This window comes from Streptomyces sp. NPDC006711, from assembly GCF_042869775.1.
In the GTDB taxonomy this organism is placed as follows: Bacteria; Actinomycetota; Actinomycetes; order Streptomycetales; family Streptomycetaceae; genus Streptomyces.
Map to the genome: position 1 here is coordinate 283,714 of NZ_JBIAGO010000002.1, position 25,383 is coordinate 309,096.

Below are 25,383 nucleotides of genomic sequence, written 5' to 3' on the forward strand. Positions count from 1 at the left end.
GATGCGGTCGCCGGAATGCCGCCCGTTCCCCATTCCAGGGGCCGGGCTCCCCCGGCCCGGCCTCCGGCCCGGCCTCCGGACCCGGCCTCCGGCCCCGGCCCCGGCGCGGGTTCCCCTGGCCGCGGTACGGCCCCGGCCCCCGGCCCCGCCCCGGGTTCCCCTAGCCCCGGTACGGACCCCCTGGCCGACCCGGGCCCCCTGGCCGGCCCGGGCTCCCCTTGCCGGACCGGGCCCCGGACATCCACCGGAGTCTCCCCGGCGCCCGCCTCGCCCCGAGGCCGCCCACCCCCTCCGTCGCCCGCCCCGCCGGATGGTTGACTACCCCGCATGGCTCTCCCACCACCGCCCGACCCGGATCCGATCGACCCGGCGATCCCCGTGCCGGTGGACCCCGAACTCCTCGTCGTGCTGCGGGGTTTGGGGGACGCGGCCAGGGAGCCGTTAACCCCGGCGAACCTCGCGGCCCGGCAGGAGCAGGACGCGGCGGCGCGGCCGCGGCCGACCGTGCGGGACCTGTGCGCCGACGGCCGCTTCGAGGTGGCCGAGCTGCGGGTGCCGGGGGCCCGCGGCGGGCGGGAGGTCACCCTGGTGAGTGCGCGTCCCGCGGGCCTGACCGGTCCGCTTCCGCTGCTGTACTACCTGCACGGCGGCGGGATGATCATGGGCAACGCATGGTCCGTCCTGCCGAAGGTGCTGCGCCAGTGGGCGCTCCCGCTGGGCCTCGCCGTCCTCTCCGTCGAGTATCCGCTGGCACCGCGAGCGCGGTATCCGGTACCGGTGGAGGACTGTTACGCCGGGCTCCTGTGGACGGTCGCACACGCCCCGGACCTGGGGATCGACCCGGACCGTTTCGTCATCGGCGGCCGGAGCGCGGGTGGCGGGCTCGCCGCGGCGCTGGCCCTGATGGCGCGCGACCGGGGCGGCCCGGAGCCGACCGGGCAAATGCTCCTGTGCCCGATGCTCGACGACCGCGCCACCACCTTCTCCACGCGTCAGATGGCCGGCGCCGACCTCTGGGACCGTACCTCCAACGCCACCGCCTGGCAGGCCCTGCTGGGCGACCTGTACGGAACGCCGGACGTGCCGCCCTATGCCGCGCCCGCCCGGGCCACCGACCTGACGCGGCTGCCTCCGGCGTACATCGAGGTCGGGTCCGCCGAGACCTTCAGGGACGAGGGCGTGGCCTACGCGAACGCGATCTGGCGGGCCGGCGGCCGGGCCGAACTGCACGTGTGGCCGGGCGCCTTCCACGGCTTCGACAGCTTCGCCCCGACGGCGGCGCTCAGCCTCGACGCCCAGGAGACCCGCGTCCGCTGGCTGCGGCGCACCCTCGCGCCGTCCGGCGCAAACGAACAGCGCGACACTTGACCGAACCCCACCTGTACGACGCGGAGTTGACGGCACGTCACATCGCGGGGTCCAGCGTGCCTCACACCTGCCGCGCGACCACGAACAGCACCAACAGCACGGTGGCGCCCGCGCTCACCCCGTGGGCGACGACGGCGGTGAAGGGGAAGTGGCGCTCCGCCGTGGCGCCGCCCGTGGAGTGCCGTCCGGAACTGGGCAGCCACCGCAGCAGCATCGTGAAGCCGAACGCGGCCACCACCAGGACACCCGCGCACGCCGCCCAGGCCAGGCTCGCCAGGTCGCCCAGGAGGTAGCCGCTCCAGGCCGCGAGTCCCGCCACCGCGACCGCCACATGACCCCCGACCAGCCACAGCGGCAGGCGCGTCACACCGGGGGCCCGCTGGCGCAGCCCGCCGTGGCGGATCCACACGACGGCCAGATAGCCGCCGAGCGCGGCGGTGAGCAGCCACGCACCCAGCACGAACACGCCCATGCGCTCCCCCAAAGTCCCGTGACGGGATGTCGTGCACCAGCACAGCCCACGCCGGGGAGCGGTCCCGGACGCCCATGCACCGATTCACCCGTTGGCGTGAACAGACGCCCAAGTCCCCCGCGCGGCCGGGCCCGGCTGTGGCATGGCGCGACCGGCCGCCGCCGAAACCGAGACTCCACCCGGCACGCGCCCGCCCGCCGCCGGAACCGAGGCTCCGCCGAGGTGGGCGCAGGCCCCGCCCGTCGCCGAATTCGAGGGCCCGCCCCGCCCGGCGCGGTCGCCGCCCGCCGTCACCCGTCGAGCGCCGTCCCGCAGCTCCAGCAGAAGCGCGCCCCGCGCTCACCGGAGACCCGCCCGCACTCGGGGCACACCCGGGTGAGGAAGCACGCCGCCTCTCCGCCCTCCTCGCTCGGCGGCCCGCCGATGGTGAGCCCGGGCCTGCGCTGGTGCACGGAGAGGTAGCCCATGCCCTCGTCCCCGGCGATCAGGGCTCGCCGCGAACCCCTGGGCAGCCAGAGCGCGGTGACGGGGCGCAGCTCCTGGGTGCCCGCGCCGGTGCGGAGCCGGCCGCCGCCTTCGAGGACGACCAGGAGGACGTCGAGCCGGAGATCGGTGTGCTCCTCGATGGTCCGGCCCGGCGGCAGGCGCAGCAGGTTCGCGTCGAGCCCCCGCCCGCTCTCGCTCAGCCGCCACAGCGCGCCACTCGTGTCCGGCGCCGCCGCCGCGAGCTCCCGGCCGAGGTCGGCCACCACCCGCGCGGTCCCCTGCTCCATCTGTCCCTCACCCTCCCAATGACCGCACGGTTCTTCCGTGGGCCGCCCCGACGTCCGCACACACATGCCTATTGCAAGTATTGCAAAGAGCAAGACAAAAAGCGTATAGCTCGCATCAACTATCCGGAGTCGCACCCTTGCCCACCGCGCCCGGAATGCAGTCTGAGGCGAAGCGGAACACCGGCCACCGTAAGCCAGAACGGGGGACCGGCGTGTTCCGGGCAGCCCTGGAAGGAGCGACGGTGGCGGTACGGCGTGGTGCTCGGGTGGAAGCGGAGAAGATGGCGGGCTACGCCACGGAACAGCTTCTGCGGGCCGGGCGGATACTGCGGCGGACCACGACGACGCCGGACCTGCGGGCGGTGTACCGCGCGGACCAGAAGGTCAACGACGAGCCGTACCGCGAGCGTTGGGCCCACGACAAGGTGGTGCGTTCCACGCACGGCGTGAACTGCACGGGGTCGTGCTCGTGGAAGGTGTACGTCAAGGACGGGCTCATCACCTGGGAGACCCAGGAGACGGACTATCCCTCGGTGGGCCCCGACCGGCCGGAGTACGAGCCGCGCGGCTGCCCCCGGGGCGCCTCCTTCTCCTGGTACACCTACTCCCCCACCCGTGTGCGTCACCCCCTGGCGCGCGGCGTCCTCGTGGAGATGTACCGGGAGGCCAAGGCGCGCCTGAAGGATCCGGTGGCCGCGTGGGCGGAGGTCACCGGGGACCCCGAGCGGCGCCGGCGCTACCAGACGGCGCGGGGCAAGGGCGGCCTGGTGCGCGTCGGGTGGGAGGAGGCTTTGGAGATGGCGGCCGCCGCCCAGGTGCACACCATCAAGACCTACGGCCCCGACCGCGTCGCCGGGTTCTCCCCCATCCCCGCCATGTCCATGGCCTCGCACGCGGTCGGCGCCCGCTACCACTCCCTCATCGGCGCGCCCATGCTGTCGTTCTACGACTGGTACGCGGACCTGCCGATCGCCTCCCCGCAGGTCTTCGGCGACCAGACGGACGTGCCGGAGTCGGGTGACTGGTGGGACGCGGCGTATCTGATGCTGTGGGGCTCCAACGTGCCGGTGACGCGCACCCCGGACGCGCACTGGATGGCCGAGGCACGCTACCGGGGGCAGAAGGTGGTGGTGGTCTCCCCCGACTACGCGGACGCGACGAAGTTCGCGGACGAGTGGCTGCATCCGCATCCCGGCACCGACGGGGCGCTGGCCATGGCCATGGGACATGTCGTCCTGAGCGAGTTCTTCGTCAAGCGCCAGGTGCCGTACTTCACGGACTACGTACGCAAGTTCACCGATCTGCCCTTCCTGGTGGAGGTGACGGCCCGCGAGGACGGCAGCCGCGTCGCGGGCAAGTTCGTGACCGCGGCCGACCTCGGGCTCGGGGACGAGCCCGGCGCGGCGGCGGACCGGTTCCGGCCGGTCCTGGTCGACGAGGTGTCGGGGCGGCCGGTCGTGCCGGGCGGCACCCTGGGCGACCGCTGGTCCAAGGAGGGCGAGGGGCGGTGGAACCTGGAGCTGGGTGACATCGTGCCCGAGCTGACCTTCCACCGGGCCACGGGCGCCCCGAGCACCGAGATCCTGCTGCCGCGCTTCGACCAGGCGGGCACGGTGCGGCGCGCGGTGCCGGTGCGGGAGATCGGCGGGCGCCAGGTGACCACGGTCTTCGACCTGCTGCTCGCCCAGTACGGCGTGTGGCGCGAGGGCCTGACCGGGCAGTGGCCCGTCGACTACCAGGACACCTCGCAGCCCTGCACGCCCGCCTGGCAGGAGACCATCACCTCCGTCCCGGCGGGGGCGGTGGTGCGCGCGGCACGGGAGTTCGCGCACACCGCGGAGAAGACCCGGGGGCGCTGCATGATCGTGATGGGGGCGGGCACCAACCACTGGTTCCACTCCGACACGATCTACCGCTCGTTCCTGTCCCTGCTGCTCCTGACGGGCTGCCAGGGCGTGAACGGTGGCGGCTGGGCGCACTACGTGGGACAGGAGAAGGTCCGCCCCTACGCGGGCTGGCAGCAGACGCAGTCCGCGGCGGACTGGGTGCGGCCCTCGCGCCAGATGGCCGGCACGCCGTTCTGGTACCTCCACACCGACCAGTGGCGCTACGAGAGGTACGGCGCGGACGCGCTCTCCTCGCCGGCCGGCCAGGGCCTTTTCGCCGGACGGCACACCGCCGACCTGGTCGCGCAGTCGGCGCGCCTGGGCTGGATGCCCTCCTACCCCACGTTCAACGCCAACCCGCTCGACCTCGGCGCGCGCGTGCACGCCGGCGGCCACGAACCCGGGGAGTGGACGGCGACCGAACTCGCCGCAGGCCGACTCCAGTTCGCGGGCGCCGACCCCGACGACCCGGCCAACTGGCCCCGGGTCCTGACGGTGTGGCGGGCCAACCTCATCGGCTCGTCCGCCAAGGGCAACGAGTTCTTCCTGCGCCATCTGCTCGGCACCGGCGACAACGCCCGCGCCGATGAGGCGGCGCCCGACGAGCGGCCCCGCGAGGTGGTCTGGCACGATCAGGCACCGCGCGGCAAGCTCGATCTGCTGCTCGCCCTCGACTTCCGCATGACCTCCACCACGCTCATGGCGGACCTGGTCCTGCCCGCCGCCACCTGGTACGAGAAACACGACCTGTCCAGCACGGACATGCACCCCTATGTGCACGCGTTCTCACCCGCGATCGACCCGCCGTGGCAGGCCCGCACGGACTTCGAGATCTTCCACGGGCTCGCGGCCAAGCTCAGTGAGCTGTCCGCGGGACACCTGGACACCGCCTACGACCTGGTGGCGACCGCCCTGCACCACGACACCCCGGGCGAGGTCGCCCAGCCCGGCGGCGTGACCCCCGAGTGGCAGGGCGGCCCCGCTCCCGTCCCCGGGTTCAACATGCCCGACGTCACGGTGGTGGAGCGCGACTACACCACCGTCGCCGACCGGCTCGCGACGCTGGGGCCGCTGGCCGAGCAGCACGGCATGACGGTGAAGGGGGTCACCGTCCATCCAGGCCCCGAGCTGCGCTGGCTGGCCAGCCGCTGCGGGACGGCGGCCTCCGGACCCGCGAGCGGCCGGCCGCTCCTGGACACCGATGTGAAACTGTGCGAGGCGATCCTCGCGCTCTCGGGCACCACCAACGGGCGTCTCGCGGCGGAGGGGTTCGACCAGCTCGCCCTGCGCTGCGGCCCTGAGAGCGCTCTCACCACGCTGTCCGAGACGGTCTCCGAGCGGCGCGTGGTCTTCTCCGACACCCAGCGCGGGCCGGTCCAGGTCGGGGCCAGCTTCGAGTGGTCGGGCAAGGAGGCACCCGACCGCCGCTACTCCCCCTTCACCATCAACACCGAGCACCGCAAGCCCTGGCACACCCTGACCGGCCGCCAGCACTTCTACCTCGACCACGACTGGATGGCCGAGCTCGGCGAACAACTCCCGCTGTACCGGCCCCCATTGGACCTGGCGGCGCTCGGCGAGCACGCCCAGGCACAGGAGGAGGGCGCCCGCTCGGTCGCGGTGCGCTATGTGACACCGCACTCGAAGTGGTCGATCCACTCCGAGTACCAGGAGAACCTGCTGATGCAGACCCTGGCGCGCGGCGGACCCGTGATCTGGATGAGCGTCCAGGACGCCGAGGCCATCGAGGTGGCGGACAACGACTGGATCGAGGCGGTCAACGCCAATGGCGTCGTCGTGGCCCGCGCCGTCGTCTCGCACCGCATGCCGCCCGGCACCGTGTTCATGTACCACGTGCAGGAGCGCTTGGTGAACGTACCCAGGTCCGAGACCACCGGAAAGCGCGGCGGTGTCCACAACGCGCTCACCAAGGTCCTCATCAAACCGACCCATCTGATCGGCGGATACGGCCAGTTGTCGTTCGCGCCCAACTACTACGGGCCCACCGGCAACCAGCGCGACGCCGTCACCGTGATCCGCCGCCGCTCGCAGAACGTGGAGTACTGAGACCATGCCCCGTCGTGAAGCACGCAGGGGACGCGTCATGGCGCAGGTCGCCATGGTGATGAACCTCGACAAGTGCATTGGCTGTCAGACCTGTTCGGTCACGTGCAAGCAGACGTGGACCAACCGCAGTGGCACCGAGTACGCCTGGTTCAACAACGTCGAGACCCGGCCCGGCCAGGGCTATCCGCGCGGCCACGAGGACCAGGAGAAGTGGAAGGGCGGCTGGCGGCTCAAGAACGGCCGTCTCGTGCCGCGCTCCGGCGGCCGGGCCCGCCGCCTCGCCACCTTGTTCGCCAATCCCGAACTCCCCTCGCTCGCCGACTACTACGAGCCCTGGACGTACGACTACGAGACCCTGATCAGCGCCCCGCTCGGCGACGACGTACCCACCGCCCGGCCCCGCTCCCTGATCGACGGCCGGCCCACCGAGGTGACCTGGGGCCCGAACTGGGACGACGACCTGGGCGGCGGCCCCGACCAGCTGGCCGGCGACCCCGTCCTGCGGCAGATGAACGAATCGGTGCGCCTGGAGTACGAGCAGGCGTTCATGTTCTATCTGCCGCGGATCTGCGAGCACTGCCTGAACCCGTCGTGCGTCGCGGTCTGCCCCTCGGGCGCCCTGTACAAGCGCATCGAGGACGGCATCGTCCTGGTCGACCAGGACCGGTGCCGGGGCTGGCGGATGTGCGTGTCGGGCTGCCCGTACAAGAAGATCTACTTCAACCACCAGAGCGGCAAGGCCGAGAAGTGCACCTTCTGCTATCCGCGCGTCGAGGCGGGTGAGCCCACCGTCTGCTCGGAGACGTGTGTGGGCCGGCTGCGCTATCTCGGCGTGATGCTGTACGACGCCGACAAGGTCGGCGAGGCGGCCGCCGTCGCCGACGAGAAGGACCTGTACGAGGCGCAGCTCGGCTGTTTCCTCGATCCGCACGACCCCGAAGTCGCGCGCGCCGCCGAGAGGTCGGGCATCCCGCACGACTGGATCACCGCCGCGCGCCGCTCGCCGGTCCGCGCGCTGATCACCGACTACCGGGTGGCGCTGCCGCTGCACCCGGAGTACCGCACCATGCCCATGGTCTGGTACGTGCCGCCGCTGTCGCCCGTGGTGGACTCGCTGACCCGCAGCGGTCACGACGGCGAGGACCCGGCTCAGCTCTTCGGCGCCATCGACTCGTTGCGCATCCCGCTGGAATACCTCGCCGGCCTCTTCACCGCCGGCGACACCGGGCCGGTGGAGGCGGCCCTGTGCCGCCTGGCCGCGATGCGCGCCCATATGCGCCGCGTCAACCTCGGCGAGGAGCGCGACCCGGCGATCGCGCGGGGCGTGGGCCTCGACGAGCGGCGCATCGAGGAGATGTACCGGCTGCTCGCCGTGGCGAAGTACGAGGACCGCTATGTGATCCCCACCAGCTACACCGGTTCCGTCCCGAGCGATCCCGGGGACGGGTGCAGTCTGGACGGGGAGGGCGGCCCCGGCATGTACGAGGCGGGGCTGCCGGGCATGGATGCCTTCCACGCGCCGCCCGCCACCGCGTCGGCCGGGGCAGGCGGATCCTCGGACACCGCGCTGCGCGGCCGGGTCAACCTCCTCGACTGGGACGGCGCGAGCACCCCGCGCGGCCTCTTCCCGCGCCGCCGCGACGAGGAGGGCAAATGATCCGGCCCGCCCTGCACCAGGCGGCCTCGCTGCTGCTCACCTACCCGGACACCGACTGGCCGCGGCGGCTGGGCGTCGTCCGCGCGGCCCTGGCCCAACTGCCGCACAAGGACACCGAGTTGCTGCTGCGGTTCTGCGACGGCGTCGCCGAGGTTCCTCCGTTGGAACTCGGTGCCCGCTATGTCGCCACCTTCGACCGCAGCAGGCGCCGCGCCCTGCACCTGACGTACTACACCGACGGCGACACCCGCCGGCGCGGCGCGTCACTGGCCCGCCTCAAAGCCCTCTTCCGCGCGCACGGCTGGGAGCAGGGCGATGGGGAGCTGCCCGATTTCCTGCCCGCCGTCCTGGAGTTCGCCGCCCGCTGCCCCGAGCCGGGGCTCGCCGTGCTGGTCGAGCACCGGGCCGCCCTGGAACTGCTCGGACACGCACTGGAGAAGTTCCGCAGCCCCTACGCCGACGCGGTGCGGGCCGTGTGCCGCACCCTGCCGGGGCCCGCGCCCGCCGACCACGCCGAGGCGCTGCGCCTTGCGCGCACCGGGCCGCCCACCGAGAGCGTCGGTCTCGCCCCCTTCCCGCCCCACGGTTCGCGGCCCACCGAAGGAGCCCGCAGGTGACGCATCTGCACATCGCCCTGTGGGGCGTCCTGCCCTACCTGGCCCTCACCGTCCTCGTGGCCGGCACCGCCTGGCGCTACCGCTACGACCGCTTCGGGTTCACCACCCGCTCCAGCCAGCTGCACGAGTCGCGGCTGCTGCGGGTGGGCGGCCCGATGTTCCACTACGCGCTGCTGCTCGTCATCGGCGGGCACATCATGGGCCTGCTGGTGCCGGAGGCGGTGACCCAGCGCCTGCGGGTCAGCGAGGAGATGTACCACGCCTCGGCGCTCGCCATGGGCGGCGTCGCGGGCCTCGCGGCCGCCGCCGGCCTCGGCATTCTGCTCGTACGGCGTCTGCGCACCCCGGGCGTGCGCCGCGCGACCAGCCGCAGCGACCGGTTCGTCCACCCCCTGCTGGCGCTGGTGCTCCTCGCGGGTCTGACGGCGACGGCGACCAGCGCCACCAGCCCCTACGACTACCGCCTCGGCGTCTCGGTGTGGTTTCGCAGTCTGTTCGCGCTCGACCCGGACGTGGACGCGATGGCGCACGCCCCGCTGGTGTACCGGCTGCACGCGCTGCTCGCCATGACACTGTTCGCGGCCTGGCCCTTCAGCCGGCTCGTCCACGCCTTCACCGCGCCGCTCGGCTATCTGGTGCGGCCCTACGTCGTCTACCGCTCGCGGGCCCGCTCCACGCCGTATCGCCACCCCGCCGCCGGGGTCACCCCGGGGCACGAGCGGCCCGCACCGCGCTGACCGTCCCGGGCCGGCGTCAGCGTCCTGGCGCGAGGGGGTCCTCGACGAGCCCGCCGATGCGCCGCACCTGGTCGAACGGGTCGACGGCCGGCTCGCCCGCGGCCCGGGTCAGGGCGCGCAGGGCGGGCACGAGCCCGGCCCGCTCCTCGGCCGGCACGCGGGCGACCAGCGCGCCGACTTCGGCCCGACGGTGCGCCATCACCCGGCTCACCAGGGAACGGCCCGCGTCGGTCAGGTTCAGGACGACCTCACGCCGGCTCGCGGGGTTGGTCCTGCGGTCCACGAGACCGGCGGCCTCCAGGCGGTCGACCATGCGCATGGCGGTGGAGGGGTTCACGCCGAGCGTCGTCGCCATGGCGGCCAGCTTGAGCGGTTCGCAGCTCTCCAGGACCACCAGGGCGCGCAGCTGCGGCAGCGTCATCGTGTCGTCGATCGACGCGAGAGCGCGGGCGGAGATCGCGACCAGGAGACGCGAGGCCGCCATGACGGCCACGGCGACCTCCTCGGCCTCCTGGTCGAGTGCCTGCCGTTCGGGCCCCGCGGCGCTGCTGGAAGGTCTCCGCGGCTGCTGCGGCGCCGCTTGGCCGTGCGTCTTGGACATCAGTACACCCCGCTGTGTCAAGGCTGCCTCAAGACGGAGGGGCGGCCGCCGTAATCATTGCAGTCTGCAATGTTAGCCTGTGTTCGGATCGGCCGGACCTACGCGGGCGCGACGGGAACGGTCAGCCAGGAGTGATTGGCGATGAGGGCGGAGCCCACACGCGAAGCCTGTTCGCTCGTGGCGCGACATCCCCCGGATCCTCATCGTCAGCCGTGACCAACTGCCGCGCCTGGAAGGGCTGGTGAGTTTGCGTCAGCTCCTGCACGCCCGCCGGGTCGATCTGCGCGAGGAGCAGCACATGCAGCGCCATCTGAGTCTGCGGCCGCGCCGGGGCCGCTCGCTCGTGGTCGCCTCGGACAGCGGATCGGCGCCACGGCCGGGCCCCGACGAGCCCGCGACGCCCACCGAGCCCGCCGCGCTCCCCACCCAGTCCGCCGACTGACGGCCCCGCCTACCGCGCCGGCCGCCGGGGCCCTGCCGGGCTTCAGCACCCGGTCGGCGCGGGCGCGGCGGCGGGCCCCGGGGGCCGGCCCCCGGGCAGAGCGCAGGCCGGGGTGCCGCCCGGCATCCGGTCGCGGTGATCGGCGACGAGGCGGTAGACGCCGTGGGCGATCCAGCGCGCGGGCGGCAGGGCGAGCAGCGCCCCGAGCACGCTCCATCCGCCGCCCGAGCTCAGCAGCAGCTTGGCGACGGCCCGCGCCCCGCCGTACACCGTCCCGACCGGGGTGACCCACAACACCTCGTACTGCGCGCGCCGCTGGGTGACGCCGAGCGCGTCCAGATCGGCGAACTGCCACGGGACGCTCTCGCAGCGGGGCCCGATGCGCCGCTCGGCGAAGCTCACACAGCTGCTGCAAAAAGCGCAGTCTCCGTCATAGACGAGCAGGGGCCTGGTACGCATGCCCCCATCATCGCGCACCCCCACTCCGCCCCTATCCTTAGGTCCTGTTGTTGCACATCGTTCGCAACAACAAACAACAGGCAGAAGAAGAGGTGTGCGGGTGGGCAATCCAGTGGTGCTCGGGATCGAGTCGTCGTGCGACGAGACCGGCGCCGGTCTCGTGCGCGCGGGGCGGCTGCTGGGTCACGCGGTGGCGTCGAGCATGGACGAGCACGCCCGTTACGGCGGGGTCGTCCCCGAGATCGCCGCACGGGCCCACGTCCACTCCCTCACCCCGGTCGTCCGGCGGGCACTCGACGAGGCGGGGCTCACGATGTCCGACATCGACGCGGTCGCCGTGACCACCGGGCCCGGCCTGTCCGGGGCGCTCCAGGTGGGTCTCGCGGGCGCGAAGGGCCTCGCGTACGCCCTGGACGTACCGCTGTACGGGGTCCACCACCTGGCGGGACACGTCGCGGCCGACACCCTGGAGCACGGCCCGCTGCCCGACCCGTGCGTGGTGCTGATCGTGTCGGGCGGCCACACCTCGCTGCTGCTCGTACGGGACCTGGCGCGCGACCCGATCACGCACCTCGGCGACACGCTGGACGACGCGGCGGGCGAATGCTTCGACAAGGTGGCCCGCGTCTTCGGGCTGCCCTACCCAGGCGGCCCCGCCATCGACCGTGCGGCCAGGGGCGGCGACCCGGGCGCCGTGACCTTCCCGAGGCCGCTGACCGGGCCGCGTGACGACCCGTACGCGTTCTCCTTCTCGGGGCTGAAGACGGCGGCCGCCCGCTGGGCCGAGGGGCACGCGGGCCGCCAACTGCCCGTCGCCGACGGCTCGGCGGCCCTCCAGGAGGCGATCGCCGACGTCCTGACCCGCAAGGCGGTGGCCGCCTGTCACGCGCACGGGGTCGGCACGCTGGTCGTGGTGGGCGGGGTTGCCGCGAACTCGCGGGTGCGCGCGCTGGCCGAACAGCGCTGCGCGGCGGCCGGGATCACCCTGCGTGTGCCACCCCTGAAGCTGTGCACCGACAACGGGGCGATGATCGCCGCCGTGGGCGACCTCCTGGTACGCGCGGGCGCGCGCCCGGTCCCGCTGGACGTGTCCATCGACCCCTCGGCCCCCCTGGAGTACGCCGCCCTGCACCCGCGCGCCAGGGCCCTGGGCGCGGCGTAGATCCGGGCCCCCGCCCCCGGCGCGGCGCCGCCGGATCAGCCGCGCGTCACCGCTCACCCGCGAGGTCGAGCTCACCCAGCGGCTCCGGCGTCAGCTCCGGGGCGGCGGACGCGCGCCAGGGGTGGTCGAGCGGCGCGGACAGCGGCTGCCACCAGGGCGCCGTGGGCAGCTCACCCCCCGGCTCGAACGGCTCGCCCGGGCGGGGGAAGGCCGCCGCCTGCTCCGCTTCCTGGGCGGCGTCCCGCGTCCACTCTCCGGGCTCGGCCCACGCGTGGGGGGCGAGGTTGAACGTGGCCCAGTGGATCGGAAGCAGCACCCCGTGCGGCGCGCCGCCCTGGAGGTCGAGGTGGGCTCGCATGCCCTCGGCCGGTGTCATGTGGATGTCGGGCCAGAATTCGCTGTAGGCACCGATCTGGATCATGGTCGCGTCGAACGGGCCGTGCGCCGCGCCGATGTCCTTGAAGCCGCTGAAGTACCCCGTGTCGCCGCTGTGGTAGATCCGGTGGTCGGGCCCGGCCACCACCCAGGACGCCCACAGGGTGTGCTGCTGGTTGCGCAGGCCCCGGCCGCAGAAGTGGCGGGCGGGGGTCGCGGTGAGGGTGATGCCCTCGACCTCCACGGCCTCGTTCCAGTCCAGTTCGTGGATCCGGTCGGGGCGCACCCCCCAGTGCTCCAGGTGCGCGCCGACCCCGAGCGGCACCGCGAACACCGTGCTGGTCCTGGCAAGCGCGCGGATGGTCGGCAGGTCGAGGTGGTCGTAGTGGTCGTGGGAGATGACGACGACGTCGACCGGCCCCAGGGCGGCGAGCGGCAGTGGGACGGGGTGCAGCCGCTTGGGCCCGGCGAAGGCGAACGGGGAGCAGCGCTCGCCCCACACCGGGTCGAAGAGCACCCGGCGCCCGTCGATTTCGGCCAGCACGCTCGAATGACCCATCCAGGTGAGGCGCAGTCCGCCGGCCGCCGGCTCGGCGATGTCCGCGAGCGTGGTGGGGTGGACCGGGATGGTGCCCACCGGGGCGCGGCGCAGGCGCTGCTCCTTGGCGAAGAACTGTTTCGCGAACTCCATGGTCGACCCCGAGGGACGCACGCGCGCGCCCTCCGGGTTCTGGAACACCCCGTCCGCGAAGTTCGGCGAACCGAGGATCCGGGCCCACCGCTCCCCCTTCGAGTCGGCGCCGAACGCGTCGGGCCGCAGCTCGCGGAGTCTGGAGCGGAGCGGAAGCAGAGAACCAGCGCCGGTCACGGCACCTCCTGGGGGTTCGGGTTGAATTCCATTATGTGCGCCCCCCGTGTCCGCCCCCACGCGACCGCCCCCGCGAGCCGCCGGTGGGCGGCGGGTCAGGCTCCGTCCCGGCGTGGCTGGCCGTACGCCCGCTCCACGCGCAGCCGCACCACGAGCCGCCGGTCGCGGACCATGGCGGCGCGGTACTCGTCCCAGTCGGGATGCTCGCCCTGGACGGCCCGGTAGAGGGAGATCAGTTCTTCGACCGTCTCGTCGTGGGGGTCGTGGGCGACCGGTGTGAGGTCGGCCGTTCCCTCCGCGACCGTCCACGCCCAGCGGTCCTCGCTGGTCACGTGGTAGCTGGCCCGTGGGTCCCGGCGCAGGTTCCTGGTCTTGGCCCGGTCGTCGGTGACCGAGACCTTGATGACGCCGTCCCCCGGCGAGTAGACGTGGGTGACGTTGGAGAGCTGGGGCCGCCCGTCCCGCTTCAGGGTGACCAGTACGCCGCCCTTGGCCTCCGCAAGGAGGTCGAGCAGCGCTTCTTGAGGTGCCTCGAATGCCGTCATGGCTGAGGAACGCCGACACGGGGCGTCCGGATTCCCCGGCGACGTCCGGATACCCCGGCGACGCCCGGACGGACGGCCGGACGCCCTGCCACGGCGCGGGGATGATCGCTCCGGTGGCCCCGGCGTCCCTCGGTGCTCGCCGGTGTGCCGGGCACCCCTTTCGATTACGCCCAGAGCAAGACACGTCCCCCACGGGCCACCCCGCGGGCACAGTGGCGGCCATGAGAGTGCTGATGCTGGGCGGAACGCAATTCGTCGGCCGGGCCGTGACCGTGGCGGCGCTGGCACGCGGACACGAGGTGACGGTCTTCCACCGGGGACACCACGAGCCGCCCGCGCCGGCGGTGTCGCTGCGCGGCGACCGCACCGAGCCCGGCGGACTCGCCGCGCTCGCGGACGGCACGTGGGACGTGGTCGTCGACACCTGGTCAAGCGCCCCGGCCTCGGTGCGCGACACGGCCCGGCTGCTCGCGGGGCGCGCGAAACGGTACGTCTATGTGTCGAGCCTGTCGGTGTACCGACACCCCACTCCCCGCACGGCGGACGAGCGGGCACCGCTGGTGGAGGGCTCACCCGACGAGGCGGGCGTGGTGCCCTATCCGCAGGCCAAGCGCGGTGGCGAGCTGGCCGCCGTCGCGGAGTTCGGCGCCGAGCGGACCGTGTTGGCGCGGGCGGGCTTGATCCTGGGCCCCTGGGAGAACATCGGCCGGCTGCCGTGGTGGCTGGGCCGGGCCGCGCGCGGCGGCGCCATGCTCGCGCCGGGCCCGCGCGATCTGGGCATCCAGTACATCGACTGCCGTGATCTCGCGGAGTGGATCCTGGACGCGGCGCAGGGCGGGCTCCACGGCGCGTACAACCTCGTCAGCCCGCCGGGCCACGCCACGATGGGCTCCCTGCTCGATGCGTGCGTACGGGTCACCGGCGGGCGGGCCGCGCCGCGCTGGACGGCCCCGGAGGCCATCCTCGCGGCCGGGATCGAGCCGTGGCTTCAGCTTCCGGTGTGGGTTCCACCGGGCGAGCAGCACGACACGGTCCACGGGACGGCTGTCGCCAAGGCGCTCGCGGCCGGACTGCGCTGTCGGCCCGTGGAGGAGACGGTCGCCGACACCTGGGCCTGGCTGCGCTCGATCGGTGGGACCGCGCCTCAGCGCCCGGACCGCCCCCGGGTCGGCCTAGACCCGGAGACGGAGGCCAAGGTGCTGGCCGGATGACGGCGCGACGACTCCCTCTGCCCCACGCCCTGGTGACGGACCATCAGATCTGACACGACCTCAGAGCGGAAGCAGATCGGGGCGCTTGGCGGACACGGCGTCGCCCGACGACTCACCGCGCAGCCGCCGCCCGATCCACGGCACCAGATACTCGCGCGCCCAGTGGATGTCGTCGCGCCGCACCTCCAGGGTGCCGCGCGGCGGCAGCGGGGGCCACGGCTGGTCGGGGTCGGCCGGCACATCGAACCCGAGCACCTGGGCCGCGCGCAGCGCGACCCGGGTGTGCCCCTCGGCGGACAGGTGCAGCCGGTCGCCGTCCCAGGCCCGCCGGTCCTGGACGGACTTGAGCGACCACAGGTCCAGCACCGGGCAGTCGTAGCGGTCGGCGATGGCCCGCACATGCCCGTTGTACGTCGCGATCTTGCCCCGCAGATGGCGCAGGAGCGTGACGCCCCGGGTGTCGAAGCCCGTGGTCACCATGACCGTGCCGACCGCAGGCTTCAGGTCCGCCAGAGCCCGCTCGAAGCGTTCGGCCACCTCGTCGGGGTCGGTGCCGGGGCGGATGATGTCGTTGCCGCCGGCGCAGAAGCTCACCAGGTCCGGAGCGAGCTCCTTGGCCCGGGGCACCTGGTCCTCGACGATCTGGTCGAGGAGCTTGCCGCGCACCGCGAGATTGGCATAGCGGAAGGACCCCTCCGGCCGCTGGTCGGCGAGGAGGACGGCGAACCGGTCCGCCCAGCCGACGAACGTCCCGTCCGGGCCGGGGTCGCCGACGCCTTCCGTGAAGCTGTCACCGATCGCCGTGTACGACCCGAACGTGCCGTTGCTGAATGATCTCGAATCGTCTGCCACGAGGGCTCATACTCCTCCAACGCGAGTGACCTACGCCACCGTAGGGAGGGGTTGACGAGGGGTGATATAGACCACCTGGTCAGTTTCCCGGGACCGGGAATAGTGCCGGTGGCGATCACAACAGCGGTACGGGGAGCGGGCGGAGGGCCGGCACGGCCGAGGGGGCCGCCGCGAACGCGACGGCCCCACCCGATGTCGGTGGTCCGGGTCAGCCGGTGAAGGCCGCGGTGCCGTTCGGGGTGCCGAGCCCGGTCGGGCCGTCATAGCCGGAGCCCGCCGTGCACAGGTAGGCCGGGCTGCAACTGCCGTTGGCGCCGGAGGTCACGTCGTTGAGGGCGGAGGTGTGGGCGTAGGGGAAGGAAGAAGGGGTGGAGTTCGCGCCGGGGGCGCCGGCCAGCGCGTACACGCCGGCGATGATGGGCGAGGAGGCGCTGGTGCCGCCGTACACGTTCCAGCCGCTGGCCTGGTAGCTGTCGTACACCGCGACGCCCGTGGCGGGGTCGGCGACGGCCGCCACGTCGGCGACGGCCCGCTTGGCGCAGCCGGTGTCCTTCTGCCAGGACGGCTTGGTCTCGTACGCGGAGCAGCCCGAGCCCGCGCCTTCACCGCCGCCGCTCGACCCCCACACCGACTCCGACCAGCCGCGCGTGCTGCCGTCCTGCTTCAGCGAGGTGCCGCCCACCGCCGTGACATACGGGGAGGAGGCCGGGTACTCGACGCCGTAGCCGTTGTCGCCGGAGGAGACGGTGATGGCGACGCCCGGGTGGTTGAAGTACTGGGTGTCGGCCGCGGTGTCGCCGGTGTCCTCGCCGCCGCCGTAGCTGTTGGATACGTACTTGGCGCCCATGGCCACCGCGCGGTTCACCGCGGCGCCCAGGTCGTCCATGTTGGCGGAGTTTGCCTCGACGAGCAGGATGTGGCACTGCGGGCAGGCGGCGCTGACCATGTCGACGTCGAGGGAGATCTCACCGGCCCAACCCGCGTCCGCCTTGGGGTAGTTGGTGCCGCCGTTCTGGTCGGTCTTCTGGAAGCAGCCGTTGGCGGTGGTGCAGGCGGGCAGACCGTACTGGGAGCGGTAGGTCGCCAGGTCGGACTCCGCGCTCGGGTCGTCCTGCGCGTCCACGATCGCCACGGTCGCGCCGGAACCGCCGCCCGCCGGGAGGTTGTAGGCCTTCTGGAGATCGGCGGGGCCAAGACCCGAGGGGGCGGCGTCGGCGGTGATGCCTCTGTGCTGCTTGACGTCCGTACGCTCCAGGGCGAGGCAGTGCATCATGCCGGGCTGCGCCTGGGTCGCGCACAGCTGCTTGACGTTGGAAGCGGGATCACCGGCCTGCTGGGCCGAGGCCGAGGGCGCCGCCGCGAGCAGTCCACCCGTGACGAGGGCGAGCAGGGACAGCAGCGCGGGGGCCGTACCGGCGGAGCGCCGGTTGGGCCGGGAGGTTCGTATGTGGTGCACGTTCTTCCTCCATGGAGGGTCGTCCGCTCCTGGGGCGGAGCGGACGCGAAGAAACGTCGAGTGCATGACAAATTGACGTTCGGGGATCGCCACCACGGCGAGTGGGGGCAGTCCTGAACGTACCGACGCGCACCACTGGTTGACAGGAGCCTCAGAGCAAAGGCTTTCTCTCGACTCTGTGTCCGCTCGCGCCGTTGATGGCGGCGCGGTGAAGAGATCACACCGGAACGCGCAAGCCCCTTGTCACGGCGGTGAGTTCGGGCGTAGAAGGCCGAAATCGTTCGGTGGGGCGTCTTGTTCCCCGACCGGGGCGCCCGGCCGCCGGGGCACGTCTGTGCGGTGTCCGAGGAGATGGTTGCCCCAGGAACGCTTGTCGTATCGTCGAACGACGCGCAGGCCGCGCCGCCAGGATCGACGTCAGGAGTCCCCGTGACCCAGCAGATTCCGCAGGCCCCCTCGACCCCGTCCGAGCTGACGGGCGTGCGCAACTTCCGTGATGTGGGCGGGCTGCCGACCGTGGACGGACTGCGGGTGCGCCGTGGGCGGCTGTTTCGCAGCGGTCATCTCGCCCACGCCACCGCGGCCGACGCCGCCTTCCTCGCCACGCTCGGACTGCACACCGTCTTCGACTTCCGCAACGCGGGCGACCAGAAACTGGAGGGGCCCGACATCGAGCTGCCGGGCGTTCGCAACATCAACATTCCGCTGACCGATCCGGCCGACGGCGCGGAGTTCTGGAAGATGGTCCGCGAGGGCGAACTCGCGGAGTTGCGGGCCGCCTTGTCGGGCAGCAGGGGCGCGGACCGGATGATCGCGTCGTACCGCGAGCTCGTCCTTCGACGCACCGCCGAACACGGCCGGGTGCTGCACGCGCTGGCCACGGACAGCGTGCCCGCCCTGATGCACTGCGCGGCCGGAAAGGACCGGGCGGGCGTGTCCATAGCCCTGGCCCTGCTCGCGGTCGGCGTGGAGCGGGACGCCATCGAGGCGGACTACCTCAAGTCCAACGCCCCGCACCGTCGCTACCCGGTACGCCGCGCCGCCACGTCCGCCGACGCGATGTCCGCCGAGGTGATGGAACTCCTCAGCCCCCTCTTCGATGCCCGCGCCAGCTATCTGCGGGCCGCGTTCGAGACCATCGAGGAGACCTGGGGCACCTCGGAGCGCTACTTCAGCCAGGGCCTCGGGCTGACTCCCGAGACCCGCGAGCGGTTGCGTGAACGGCTCCTGGAGAGCTCCGTGTGAGCCTGCGCTCCCGCGCGGCGGGCGCTACTTGCCGCCCACCGCGAAGAGCAGATAGAGGAAACCGGCGAAGACGTGCCCCGCGACGAGGTAGGCGAAGAGCCTGACCACCAGGCCCCTGGGGAACTTGGTCTCCGCCGTCTCCTCGATGTTCTTGCGGGGTGTCGCCGAAAGGGGAGCGGTCTCGTGCTCGGACATGGCGGTGGCGTCCTCTCAGCTGTGCGGGTGGTACGGATGCGGGTCGGGGCTCTGGAGCAGGGTGTGCACGAAAAGGAACGCGGCTCCGCCGTGTGAGGCGGCGGAGATCCGGTGCGGGGTGAGTGAGTCGAAGTGCGCGCTGTCGCCCGGGTCGAGTTCATGGGTGGCCTCGCCCAGGCTCAGCCGGAGCCGTCCGGTCAGGACGTAGAGCCATTCCTCGCCGGGGTGGACCCGGACCAGCTCGCGCTGGGTGCCGTAGGGGACCTCGACGCGCAGCGCCTGCATGGCGCGGCCCGGTCCCCCGGTCTGGTGGTACGTCCAGCCGTCGGCCTCGCTAGGTGCGGCGCGGCCGGCCCGGATGACGGGCTCGCGCTCCGGCGGCATCTCCCCGAGCAGTTCCGAAACCGTCGTACCGTAGATGCGGGCAAGCGCGAGCAGCATCGGCAGGGAGGGCTGGCGCGCGCCCGTCTCCAGGCGGGACAGATGCGCGGGTGACAGGCCGGCCCGCTGGGCGGCGGCCTCCAGGGTGAGACCGCGGCGGCGGCGCAGTTCGCGCAGCCGGGGCGCGACGCCCGGAAGCGGCGTGACGACTTCGTCGCCAGGAGTGCTCATGCACTCATTCAGACAGGCGGTTGCCTCAGAGGCAAACTTTTTGCCTCTGAGGCAAAACCGGCTGGGAGGGATGTGCCGGGGCCCCGCCGAGCGGTCAGCGGTTGGCGACCGCCTGCTTCACCAGGGTCCGCCCGAAGTCCCACATCAGGCCGCCGCCACCGTGCGCGTCGTCCATGACGGCGATGAAGGCCGCCACGAACCGGTCCACCTCGCGCTCGGTGATGGTCAGCGGCGGAATCAGCTTGATCACCTCCAGGTGGTCGCCGGACACCTGGGTGAGGATGCGGTGCTTCTGGAGCAGCGGCACCACCACCATCTGCGCGAACAGGCCCTTGCGCGCGGCCTGGAGCATGGTCCAGCGTCCGCGCAGCTTGAGCGAGGACGGCCGGCCGAACTCGATGCCGATCATGAGACCGCGTCCGCGTACGTCCGCAAGGAGTTCGTAGCGGCCGATCAGGTCCGCGAGCCGGGTGCGCAGCAGATCGCCGGTGGTGCGCGCGTTCTCGACGATTCCCTCCTCCTCCATGACCGAGAGGACGGCGAGCCCGGCCGCCATGGCCTGGGCATTGGAGCCGAAGCTGGCCGAGTGGACCAGGACGCGGTCCATGGACGAGTAGACCTTCTTGAAGATCCACTCCTTGCCGAGGGTCGCGCCGACCGGCACATAACCGCCTGAGAGCGCTTTCGCCACGCACACCAGGTCGGGCTCGACCCCCGCGTCGTGCTGGTAGGCGTAGAAGTCACCGGTGCGCCCGAGACCGGTCTGCACCTCGTCGGCGATGAGCAGCGCCTTGTGGCGGCGCAGCAGCTCCTGCGCGGCGAGCAGATAGCCGGGGGGCGCCTCGTGGACGCCCTTGCCCTGGATCGGCTCGACGATGAGCGCGGCCACGTCGCCGCGCTTCAACTCCCGTTCCAGGGCGGCCAGATCACCGAGCGGCACCGCCGTGTCGGGCAGCAGCGGCGCGAAGCCGTCACGAAAACCCGACTCGCCGTTGACCGAGAGCGAGCCGGTCGTCAGGCCGTGGAAGGCGTGCGAGCAGTACAGGATCCGGGGTTTGCCGGTGGCGTAGCGGGCGAATTTGAGAGCGGTCTCCACGGCTTCGGTGCCGCTGTTGCCGAAGAAGACCCGGTCCAGGTGCGGGCTGTGCGCGAGCAGCCGCTCGGCGAGCAGACCGGGCAGCGGCTGGCAGTCGAAGCGGGTCAGGTCCGCGAGCGAGGCGTCCAGGACGTCGTGCAGCGCCTTGCGCACGACGGGGTGGTGGCGTCCAAGACCCATGACGCCGAACCCGGCGAGCATGTCGAGGTAGTCATGGCCCTCGGCGTCCCAGAAATAGGCGCCCTCCGCGCGCTCGTACACCTTGTCGAAGCCGATGGTGTGCAGCATGCGCGGCAGCTGGTGGTTGAGGTAGCGGGTGTGCAGGTCGTAGCGTTCGGCCCCGCGTTCGGCGAGGAGTCGCGTCAGGTCGAACCCCTTGCTCGCAGGGGCCGGGGGCCCAGGGGCCTCGAAGGCCTTCGGCTCGCCGTCGGTCATGCGTCGTTCTCCTTCCGGGCCGCGGTGGCGGCATCCTCCATGGCCGCGAGCGCGGCGCCGATCGATCCCGCGATCCCCACGGGGGTGAGCCCGGTGTCGGCCGGCACCTCGCCGCGCCAGGCGTGGAGCGGAAACCGCCTCGGGGATGCCGAGACCGCGCGGCGGCGCGTCCAGGCCGGCGTTCCGCAGGGCCTGCCGGCGGCCCAACCGGCGCCTCCGGTACGGTCGTTGTCCTCCACGACGGCGCCCAGGCGGCGCGCCGTGGTCGGCGGGGCGGGCGCTTCCTCGACGGGCTCGGCCCAGCGGGAGCCGCCGACCGCGCACCGCAGGCCGTGCCGTCGCGCCGTCGTGCCGACGTGCCGACGTGCCGACGTGCCGACGTGCCGACGTGCCGACGTGCCGACGTGCCGACGTGCCGACGTGCCGACGTGCCGACGCGCCGTCGAGGATCGTCACGTCCGGGCCCCCTCCTCCCGATCCTGTCGGTTCACGGTCACCCCGGGGCCGCGTCATCGCGGTCCCGGCCGCCCCGGGGAGGCCCGCTCCCCGGGGCTCGTGACGTCAGCCCCGGTTGCCCTGGATCGTCTCGCGGACCGCCCTGATCGACTCCTTCAGGGACCCCATGGTGGCGAGCACCGCGGTCGGCTCGTAGCCGCAGTGCGCCATGCAGTTGGCGCACCGGTCGTCCTTGCCGCGGCCGTACTTGTCCCAGTCGGTGTCCTCGACCAGTTCGCGGTAGGTGGGCACATACCCGTCGCTCATCAGATAGCAGGGGCGCTGCCAGCCGAAGAGGGAGTAGTTGGGGATCGCCCACGCCGTGCACGGGAAGTCGGCCTTGCCCTCGAGGAAGTCGAGGAAGAGCGGCGAGTGGTTGAGGCGCCAGCGGCCGCGGTTGCCGCCGGAGAACGCTTTCTTGAAGAGTTCCCTCGTCTGCTCGACGCCGAGGAAGTGTTCCTGGTCGGGCGCCTTCTCATAGGCGTAGGCGGGCGAGATCATCATCTCGTCGACCTTGAGATCGTCATTGAGGAAGTTCAGCACCTCGATGATGGTCTGCGGGGTGTCGGTGTTGAAGAACGTGGAATTGGTGGTGACCCGGAAACCCTGCCGCTTGGCTTCCTTGATGGCCTCCACGGCCTCGTCGAACACACCCTCCTTCGCCACGGACTCGTCGTGCCGTTCGCGCAGACCGTCGATGTGCACGGCGAAAGCGAAGTACGGCGACGGGGTGAACTTCTCCAGTTTCTTGCGCACGAGCAGCGCGTTGGTGCACAGGAAGACGTACTTCTTCTTGGCCACCAGCTGACGCACGATCTCGTCGATCTGGGGGTGCATCAGCGGCTCGCCGCCCGCGATGGACACCATCGGCGCACCGGATTCCAGGACCGCCCCGACGGCCTGGGCCACCGGCATCCGCTGCTTCAGGATCCCGGCCGGGTGCTGGATCTTTCCACAGCCCTCGCATTTCAGATTGCAGGCGAAAAGCGGTTCCAGCTCGACGATCAGCGGAAACTTCTCACGCTTGCGCAACTTCTGTTCAAAAAGATAGGTCCCGACCCTGATGGACTGGCGAAGCGGCATGGCCATCTGGCTCACCTCCTGGGGAGCGGCAAAGAACGGTGCCATTCAAAGAAAGCGGGAAGAACGGCACGAAGAACGCGGAAGGCTGATATTCCACCGCGCACCGTGCCGATCCGGACGAGTTCATGTTCTGGAGCGTCCACGACCACCCGGACGGCCGCAACCGGACGCGGTCCGCGCCGCTGGGCGGTCCAGAGCGTGGCGGCGGACTCCATGTCCACCGCGATCGCTCCGGTCGCCCGCAGAGCGGCCCGCTCGGGCCCCCGTACGACATGGTCGGACCCGGCGAGCGGGCCGGTGTGGACCGTGCGGCCCGGCAGCGCCTCGGCGAGCGCCTTGGCGAGCACGTCGACCCCGGCGCACACGGTGGCACCCCGGGGGTCGCGGGTTTCCTCGGCGACGACCAGATCCCCGGGGTGCATCCCGGGGACGAGACCGGCGCAGAAGCCTGAGGCGATGACCGCCGCCTCACGGGTCGCGGGCGCGCCCAGCGCCTCGTGGAGAGCGCGTTCGGCGGCTTTCGGGCCCATCCCGCTGCGCACCACGGTGACCGGCGCCGCCGCGCCGCCGTGGGCGCCGCGCAGCGCCAGGCGCTCGATGGTGAGCGCACACGCGATCACCAGCGGCACGTGCGGCGGCTGGGGTGTGTCCATCAACTCCCCTTGGCGGCGTTGGGGGAGAACGGTTCTCCATGGACGTAACGCCCGAGCGCGGTCAGCGGGAAGACCTGCCGGTAGAGGTGGTAGTTGATCGAGAAGTCCCAGGGGAATCCGGTGCCGGTGAAGTACGGCTCGTCCCAGGACCCGTCCTCGCGCTGGTTCTCGGCGAGCCAGGCGATGCCGCGTTCGGCGGCCCTGCCCTCCCGCTCCCCCGCCGCGAGGAGCGCGAGCAGCGCCCAGGCGGTCTGCGAGGCCGTCGAGGGCCCGCGGCCCATCCATTCCGTCTCGCCGTACGAGCGCAGGTCCTCGCCCCAGCCGCCGTCGTCGTTCTGCACGGATTCCAGCCAGCCGACCGCCCGGCGGATCGCCGGGTGCGAGGCAGGGATGCCCGCGGCGGTCAGGGCGGGCACCACCGAGCCGGTGCCGTAGACGTAGTTGACGCCCCAGCGCCCGAACCAGGCGCCGTTGGCCTCCTGTTCGGCCAGCAGCCACTCCACGCCGCGCCGGGTGCGCGGATCGTGCGCCTTGCCCTCGTAGGCCAGCATCTCCACGACGTGGGCGGTGACATCGGCCGACGGCGGGTCGATGACCTCGCCGAAGTCGCAGAACGGCAGCCGGTTGGGGAAGGCGCTGGTGTTGTCCGCGTCGAACGCGGCCCACGCGCCGTTCTTGGACTGCATGCCCGCGCTCCAGCGCACCCCGCGCGCGATGGCCGCCTCGACCTCGTTCTGACGGGGATGCTTGACGCGGCGCAGCGCCAGGATCACCTCGGCGGTGTCGTCGATGTCGGGGTAGTTGTCGTTGTGGAATTCGAACGCCCAGCCCCCCGGCTCGAGTTGGGGCCGGCGCACCGCCCAGTCGCCGGGCCGGGTGATCTCCTCGGCGAGCATCCAGTCGGCCGCCTTGACGAGGGCGGGGTGGTCGGGCGGCACGCCCGCGTCGGCCAGCGCGATGACGGCGAGGCAGGTGTCCCACACCGGGGACTGGCAGGCCTCGATCATCCGGGAACCGTCCTCGCGCCACACCGCGAACCGGTCCAGCGACTCCAGGCCGGCCCGCATCACGGGATGCTGGAGGTCGTAGCCAAGCAGATGCAGGGCGATGACGGAGTACACCGCGGGTGGCTGGATACCGCCCCAGCAGCCGTCGTTCTCCTGGCGTTCGACGATCCAGCGGGCGGCGCCGCGCATCGCCGCCCGGCGCAGCTTGCGGGGCGCCACCTTGCGATAGGCGTGCAGCACCTTGTCGAGCCGCTGGAAGGTGCCGCTCCAACTGGCGAGCGGGGCAAGGGGTTTGGGCGGATTGGGCCGCCGCGCGTCGGTGTGCAGCTCATCCAGCGCGAAGGGCGCGGGCCGCACCGGGCGCTTGGCCGAGACCACAGTGAGCGGCACGATGGTCTGCCGCGCCCAGCAGCCGAAGTCGTAAATGTTGAGGGGGACCCACGGCGGCAGGAAGATCAGCTCGGGCGGCAGCTCGGGCAGGTCGTCCCACTTCCACCAGCCGAACAGGGCCAGCCAGATGCGGGTGAAGACCCGGGCCGAGGCGATCCCGCCCTTCGCCCTGATCCAGGCCGAGGCGCGGGCCATGTGCGGTGCCTCGGGCAGGTCGCCGGCGAGCCTGAGGGCGACGTACGCCTCGATGGTGGCGGACAGTTCACCGGGCCCGCCGTAGAAGGTGGCCCAGGTCCCGTCGTCGCGCTGCTGGCCCCGGATGAACAGGGCGGCCGCGGCCAGCACCTTGTCGTCCTGGATTCCGAGGAACTGCCGCAGCAGCAGGTCCTCGGCGTCCATGGTGACGTTGGTCTCCAGGTCGCCCTTCCACCAGCCCTGGGCGTCCTGTCTCGCCAGCAGGTGCTCCACCCCGCGCTGTGCGGCCAGCTTCGCGGCGTCGAGCACCTGGTCCGCGCCGGGTGCCGTCCCGGCGGTCGTCCTGGCCGCGGCGGCCCGGGGCGTCGGGGCCCCGGTGCTTCCGTCGGTCGTCGCTGTCATGGCTTCCCCTTCGTGCAGTGGCTACTT

24 protein-coding genes are annotated in these 25,383 nt (G+C 72.3%); 9 read left to right on the top strand and 15 right to left on the bottom strand.

From position 1 onward, the window contains the following. Positions 1 to 327 precede the first annotated feature (327 nt). Complete coding sequence (locus ACFYM2_RS05360; protein WP_388833528.1) at positions 328 to 1,368, top strand: alpha/beta hydrolase; 1,041 nt, start codon at positions 328 to 330, stop codon at positions 1,366 to 1,368. Between the two features lie 61 nt (positions 1,369 to 1,429). Here ACFYM2_RS05360 and ACFYM2_RS05365 read toward each other — a convergent pair whose 3' ends face one another. Continuing rightward, complete coding sequence (locus ACFYM2_RS05365) at positions 1,430 to 1,840, bottom strand: hypothetical protein (RefSeq protein WP_358993285.1); 411 nt, start codon at positions 1,838 to 1,840, stop codon at positions 1,430 to 1,432. Between the two features lie 290 nt (positions 1,841 to 2,130). Then, positions 2,131 to 2,613: a hypothetical protein gene (locus tag ACFYM2_RS05370; protein ID WP_358993288.1), complete on the bottom strand. Its 483-nt coding sequence runs from the start codon at positions 2,611 to 2,613 to the stop codon at positions 2,131 to 2,133. 281 nt (positions 2,614 to 2,894) lie between these two features. Here ACFYM2_RS05370 and ACFYM2_RS05375 point away from each other — a divergent pair, with 281 nt between their 5' ends. Genes ACFYM2_RS05375 through narI form a run of 4 tightly spaced genes read left to right on the top strand, consistent with a single transcriptional unit; the run spans position 2,895 to position 9,577 of the window. Then, the gene (locus ACFYM2_RS05375; protein WP_358993885.1) at positions 2,895 to 6,566 is read left to right on the top strand and encodes a nitrate reductase subunit alpha; all 3,672 of its coding nucleotides are present in this window, start codon (positions 2,895 to 2,897) and stop codon (positions 6,564 to 6,566) included. A 4-nt stretch (positions 6,567 to 6,570) separates the two neighbouring features. Further along, positions 6,571 to 8,223, top strand: coding sequence for a nitrate reductase subunit beta (gene narH, locus ACFYM2_RS05380; RefSeq protein WP_388833530.1), 1,653 nt, complete (start codon positions 6,571 to 6,573; stop codon positions 8,221 to 8,223). Beyond that, positions 8,220 to 8,840 (top strand): nitrate reductase molybdenum cofactor assembly chaperone, encoded by a 621-nt coding sequence (gene narJ, locus ACFYM2_RS05385; RefSeq protein ID WP_388833533.1) that lies wholly within the window; start codon positions 8,220 to 8,222, stop codon positions 8,838 to 8,840. The genes narH and narJ overlap by 4 nt, the downstream gene beginning before the upstream one ends. Continuing rightward, positions 8,837 to 9,577, top strand: coding sequence for a respiratory nitrate reductase subunit gamma (gene narI / locus ACFYM2_RS05390; RefSeq protein WP_388833535.1), 741 nt, complete (start codon positions 8,837 to 8,839; stop codon positions 9,575 to 9,577). Before narJ ends, narI begins: the two co-directional genes overlap by 4 nt. A gap of 16 nt (positions 9,578 to 9,593) precedes the next feature. On the opposite strand, the gene ACFYM2_RS05395 is transcribed toward narI, so the two are convergent. Further along, the gene (locus ACFYM2_RS05395; RefSeq protein ID WP_388833537.1) at positions 9,594 to 10,178 is read right to left on the bottom strand and encodes a MarR family winged helix-turn-helix transcriptional regulator; all 585 of its coding nucleotides are present in this window, start codon (positions 10,176 to 10,178) and stop codon (positions 9,594 to 9,596) included. Positions 10,179 to 10,419: 241 nt separating this feature from the next. On the opposite strand from ACFYM2_RS05395, the gene ACFYM2_RS05400 reads away from it, so the two are divergent. Beyond that, complete coding sequence (locus ACFYM2_RS05400; RefSeq protein WP_388833539.1) at positions 10,420 to 10,620, top strand: hypothetical protein; 201 nt, start codon at positions 10,420 to 10,422, stop codon at positions 10,618 to 10,620. 42 nt (positions 10,621 to 10,662) lie between these two features. On the opposite strand, the gene ACFYM2_RS05405 is transcribed toward ACFYM2_RS05400, so the two are convergent. Continuing rightward, positions 10,663 to 11,079, bottom strand: a complete 417-nt coding sequence (locus ACFYM2_RS05405; RefSeq protein WP_388833542.1) for a thiol-disulfide oxidoreductase DCC family protein — start codon at positions 11,077 to 11,079, stop codon at positions 10,663 to 10,665. 100 nt (positions 11,080 to 11,179) lie between these two features. Between ACFYM2_RS05405 and tsaD the strand changes: the two genes are divergently transcribed. Further along, complete coding sequence (gene tsaD, locus ACFYM2_RS05410) at positions 11,180 to 12,241, top strand: tRNA (adenosine(37)-N6)-threonylcarbamoyltransferase complex transferase subunit TsaD (protein WP_388833544.1); 1,062 nt, start codon at positions 11,180 to 11,182, stop codon at positions 12,239 to 12,241. Positions 12,242 to 12,287: 46 nt separating this feature from the next. Here the strand turns inward: tsaD and ACFYM2_RS05415 are convergent, their stop codons facing one another. Both ACFYM2_RS05415 and ACFYM2_RS05420 read right to left on the bottom strand, forming a co-directional pair. Then, positions 12,288 to 13,484 carry an MBL fold metallo-hydrolase gene (locus ACFYM2_RS05415; protein ID WP_388456025.1) on the bottom strand — a complete coding sequence of 399 codons (1,197 nt, stop codon included), beginning with the start codon at positions 13,482 to 13,484 and terminating at the stop codon, positions 12,288 to 12,290. Positions 13,485 to 13,579: 95 nt separating this feature from the next. Further along, on the bottom strand, positions 13,580 to 14,029 hold the full coding sequence (locus tag ACFYM2_RS05420) for a PPOX class F420-dependent oxidoreductase (protein ID WP_388833546.1): 450 nt from the start codon (positions 14,027 to 14,029) through the stop codon (positions 13,580 to 13,582). A 233-nt stretch (positions 14,030 to 14,262) separates the two neighbouring features. On the opposite strand from ACFYM2_RS05420, the gene ACFYM2_RS05425 reads away from it, so the two are divergent. Continuing rightward, positions 14,263 to 15,240 carry an NAD-dependent epimerase/dehydratase family protein gene (locus ACFYM2_RS05425; protein ID WP_388834237.1) on the top strand — a complete coding sequence of 326 codons (978 nt, stop codon included), beginning with the start codon at positions 14,263 to 14,265 and terminating at the stop codon, positions 15,238 to 15,240. A 60-nt stretch (positions 15,241 to 15,300) separates the two neighbouring features. Here the strand turns inward: ACFYM2_RS05425 and ACFYM2_RS05430 are convergent, their stop codons facing one another. Then, positions 15,301 to 16,092 (bottom strand): SGNH/GDSL hydrolase family protein, encoded by a 792-nt coding sequence (locus ACFYM2_RS05430; protein WP_350233695.1) that lies wholly within the window; start codon positions 16,090 to 16,092, stop codon positions 15,301 to 15,303. Positions 16,093 to 16,300: 208 nt separating this feature from the next. Beyond that, positions 16,301 to 17,548, bottom strand: a complete 1,248-nt coding sequence (locus ACFYM2_RS05435) for a peptidase S8 (protein ID WP_388833549.1) — start codon at positions 17,546 to 17,548, stop codon at positions 16,301 to 16,303. A gap of 429 nt (positions 17,549 to 17,977) precedes the next feature. On the opposite strand from ACFYM2_RS05435, the gene ACFYM2_RS05440 reads away from it, so the two are divergent. Then, a complete protein-coding gene (locus ACFYM2_RS05440; protein ID WP_358993319.1) occupies positions 17,978 to 18,793 on the top strand; it encodes a tyrosine-protein phosphatase in 816 nt (271 codons plus the stop codon). Positions 18,794 to 18,817: 24 nt separating this feature from the next. Here ACFYM2_RS05440 and ACFYM2_RS05445 read toward each other — a convergent pair whose 3' ends face one another. From ACFYM2_RS05445 to shc, 7 genes are all read right to left on the bottom strand, one after another. Then, positions 18,818 to 18,988: a DUF6126 family protein gene (locus ACFYM2_RS05445; protein WP_358993322.1), complete on the bottom strand. Its 171-nt coding sequence runs from the start codon at positions 18,986 to 18,988 to the stop codon at positions 18,818 to 18,820. Positions 18,989 to 19,003: 15 nt separating this feature from the next. Then, on the bottom strand, positions 19,004 to 19,600 hold the full coding sequence (locus ACFYM2_RS05450; RefSeq protein WP_358993325.1) for an XRE family transcriptional regulator: 597 nt from the start codon (positions 19,598 to 19,600) through the stop codon (positions 19,004 to 19,006). A gap of 94 nt (positions 19,601 to 19,694) precedes the next feature. Next, complete coding sequence (locus tag ACFYM2_RS05455) at positions 19,695 to 21,131, bottom strand: aspartate aminotransferase family protein (protein WP_388456015.1); 1,437 nt, start codon at positions 21,129 to 21,131, stop codon at positions 19,695 to 19,697. Further along, positions 21,128 to 21,370, bottom strand: a complete 243-nt coding sequence (locus ACFYM2_RS05460; RefSeq protein WP_388833552.1) for a hypothetical protein — start codon at positions 21,368 to 21,370, stop codon at positions 21,128 to 21,130. The genes ACFYM2_RS05455 and ACFYM2_RS05460 overlap by 4 nt, the downstream gene beginning before the upstream one ends. A 322-nt stretch (positions 21,371 to 21,692) precedes the next feature. After that, positions 21,693 to 22,715 (bottom strand): adenosyl-hopene transferase HpnH, encoded by a 1,023-nt coding sequence (gene hpnH, locus ACFYM2_RS05465; protein WP_358993331.1) that lies wholly within the window; start codon positions 22,713 to 22,715, stop codon positions 21,693 to 21,695. Between the two features lie 5 nt (positions 22,716 to 22,720). After that, entirely contained in the window at positions 22,721 to 23,362 is a 642-nt protein-coding gene (locus tag ACFYM2_RS05470; protein WP_358993334.1) for a 1-hydroxy-2-methyl-2-butenyl 4-diphosphate reductase, read from the bottom strand. After that, a complete protein-coding gene (shc, locus tag ACFYM2_RS05475) occupies positions 23,362 to 25,356 on the bottom strand; it encodes a squalene--hopene cyclase (protein WP_388456012.1) in 1,995 nt (664 codons plus the stop codon). Before shc ends, ACFYM2_RS05470 begins: the two co-directional genes overlap by 1 nt. Between the last annotated feature and the right edge of the window lie 27 nt (positions 25,357 to 25,383).

Excerpts from the sequence above, each read along its gene's own strand:
- ACFYM2_RS05360 (WP_388833528.1), top strand. The coding sequence starts at position 328 with ATGGCTCTCCCACCACCGCCCGACCCGGATCCGATCGACCCGGCGATC.
- ACFYM2_RS05365 (WP_358993285.1), bottom strand. The coding sequence starts at position 1,840 with ATGGGCGTGTTCGTGCTGGGTGCGTGGCTGCTCACCGCCGCGCTCGGC.
- ACFYM2_RS05370 (WP_358993288.1), bottom strand. The coding sequence starts at position 2,613 with ATGGAGCAGGGGACCGCGCGGGTGGTGGCCGACCTCGGCCGGGAGCTC.
- ACFYM2_RS05375 (WP_358993885.1), top strand. The coding sequence starts at position 2,895 with ATGGCGGGCTACGCCACGGAACAGCTTCTGCGGGCCGGGCGGATACTG.
- narH (WP_388833530.1), top strand. The coding sequence starts at position 6,571 with ATGCCCCGTCGTGAAGCACGCAGGGGACGCGTCATGGCGCAGGTCGCC.
- narJ (WP_388833533.1), top strand. The coding sequence starts at position 8,220 with ATGATCCGGCCCGCCCTGCACCAGGCGGCCTCGCTGCTGCTCACCTAC.
- ACFYM2_RS05395 (WP_388833537.1), bottom strand. The coding sequence starts at position 10,178 with ATGTCCAAGACGCACGGCCAAGCGGCGCCGCAGCAGCCGCGGAGACCT.
- ACFYM2_RS05405 (WP_388833542.1), bottom strand. The coding sequence starts at position 11,079 with ATGCGTACCAGGCCCCTGCTCGTCTATGACGGAGACTGCGCTTTTTGC.
- ACFYM2_RS05420 (WP_388833546.1), bottom strand. The coding sequence starts at position 14,029 with ATGACGGCATTCGAGGCACCTCAAGAAGCGCTGCTCGACCTCCTTGCG.
- ACFYM2_RS05425 (WP_388834237.1), top strand. The coding sequence starts at position 14,263 with ATGCTGGGCGGAACGCAATTCGTCGGCCGGGCCGTGACCGTGGCGGCG.
- ACFYM2_RS05445 (WP_358993322.1), bottom strand. The coding sequence starts at position 18,988 with ATGTCCGAGCACGAGACCGCTCCCCTTTCGGCGACACCCCGCAAGAAC.
- ACFYM2_RS05450 (WP_358993325.1), bottom strand. The coding sequence starts at position 19,600 with ATGAGCACTCCTGGCGACGAAGTCGTCACGCCGCTTCCGGGCGTCGCG.
- ACFYM2_RS05455 (WP_388456015.1), bottom strand. The coding sequence starts at position 21,131 with ATGACCGACGGCGAGCCGAAGGCCTTCGAGGCCCCTGGGCCCCCGGCC.
- hpnH (WP_358993331.1), bottom strand. The coding sequence starts at position 22,715 with ATGGCCATGCCGCTTCGCCAGTCCATCAGGGTCGGGACCTATCTTTTT.
- ACFYM2_RS05470 (WP_358993334.1), bottom strand. The coding sequence starts at position 23,362 with ATGGACACACCCCAGCCGCCGCACGTGCCGCTGGTGATCGCGTGTGCG.
- shc (WP_388456012.1), bottom strand. The coding sequence starts at position 25,356 with ATGACAGCGACGACCGACGGAAGCACCGGGGCCCCGACGCCCCGGGCC.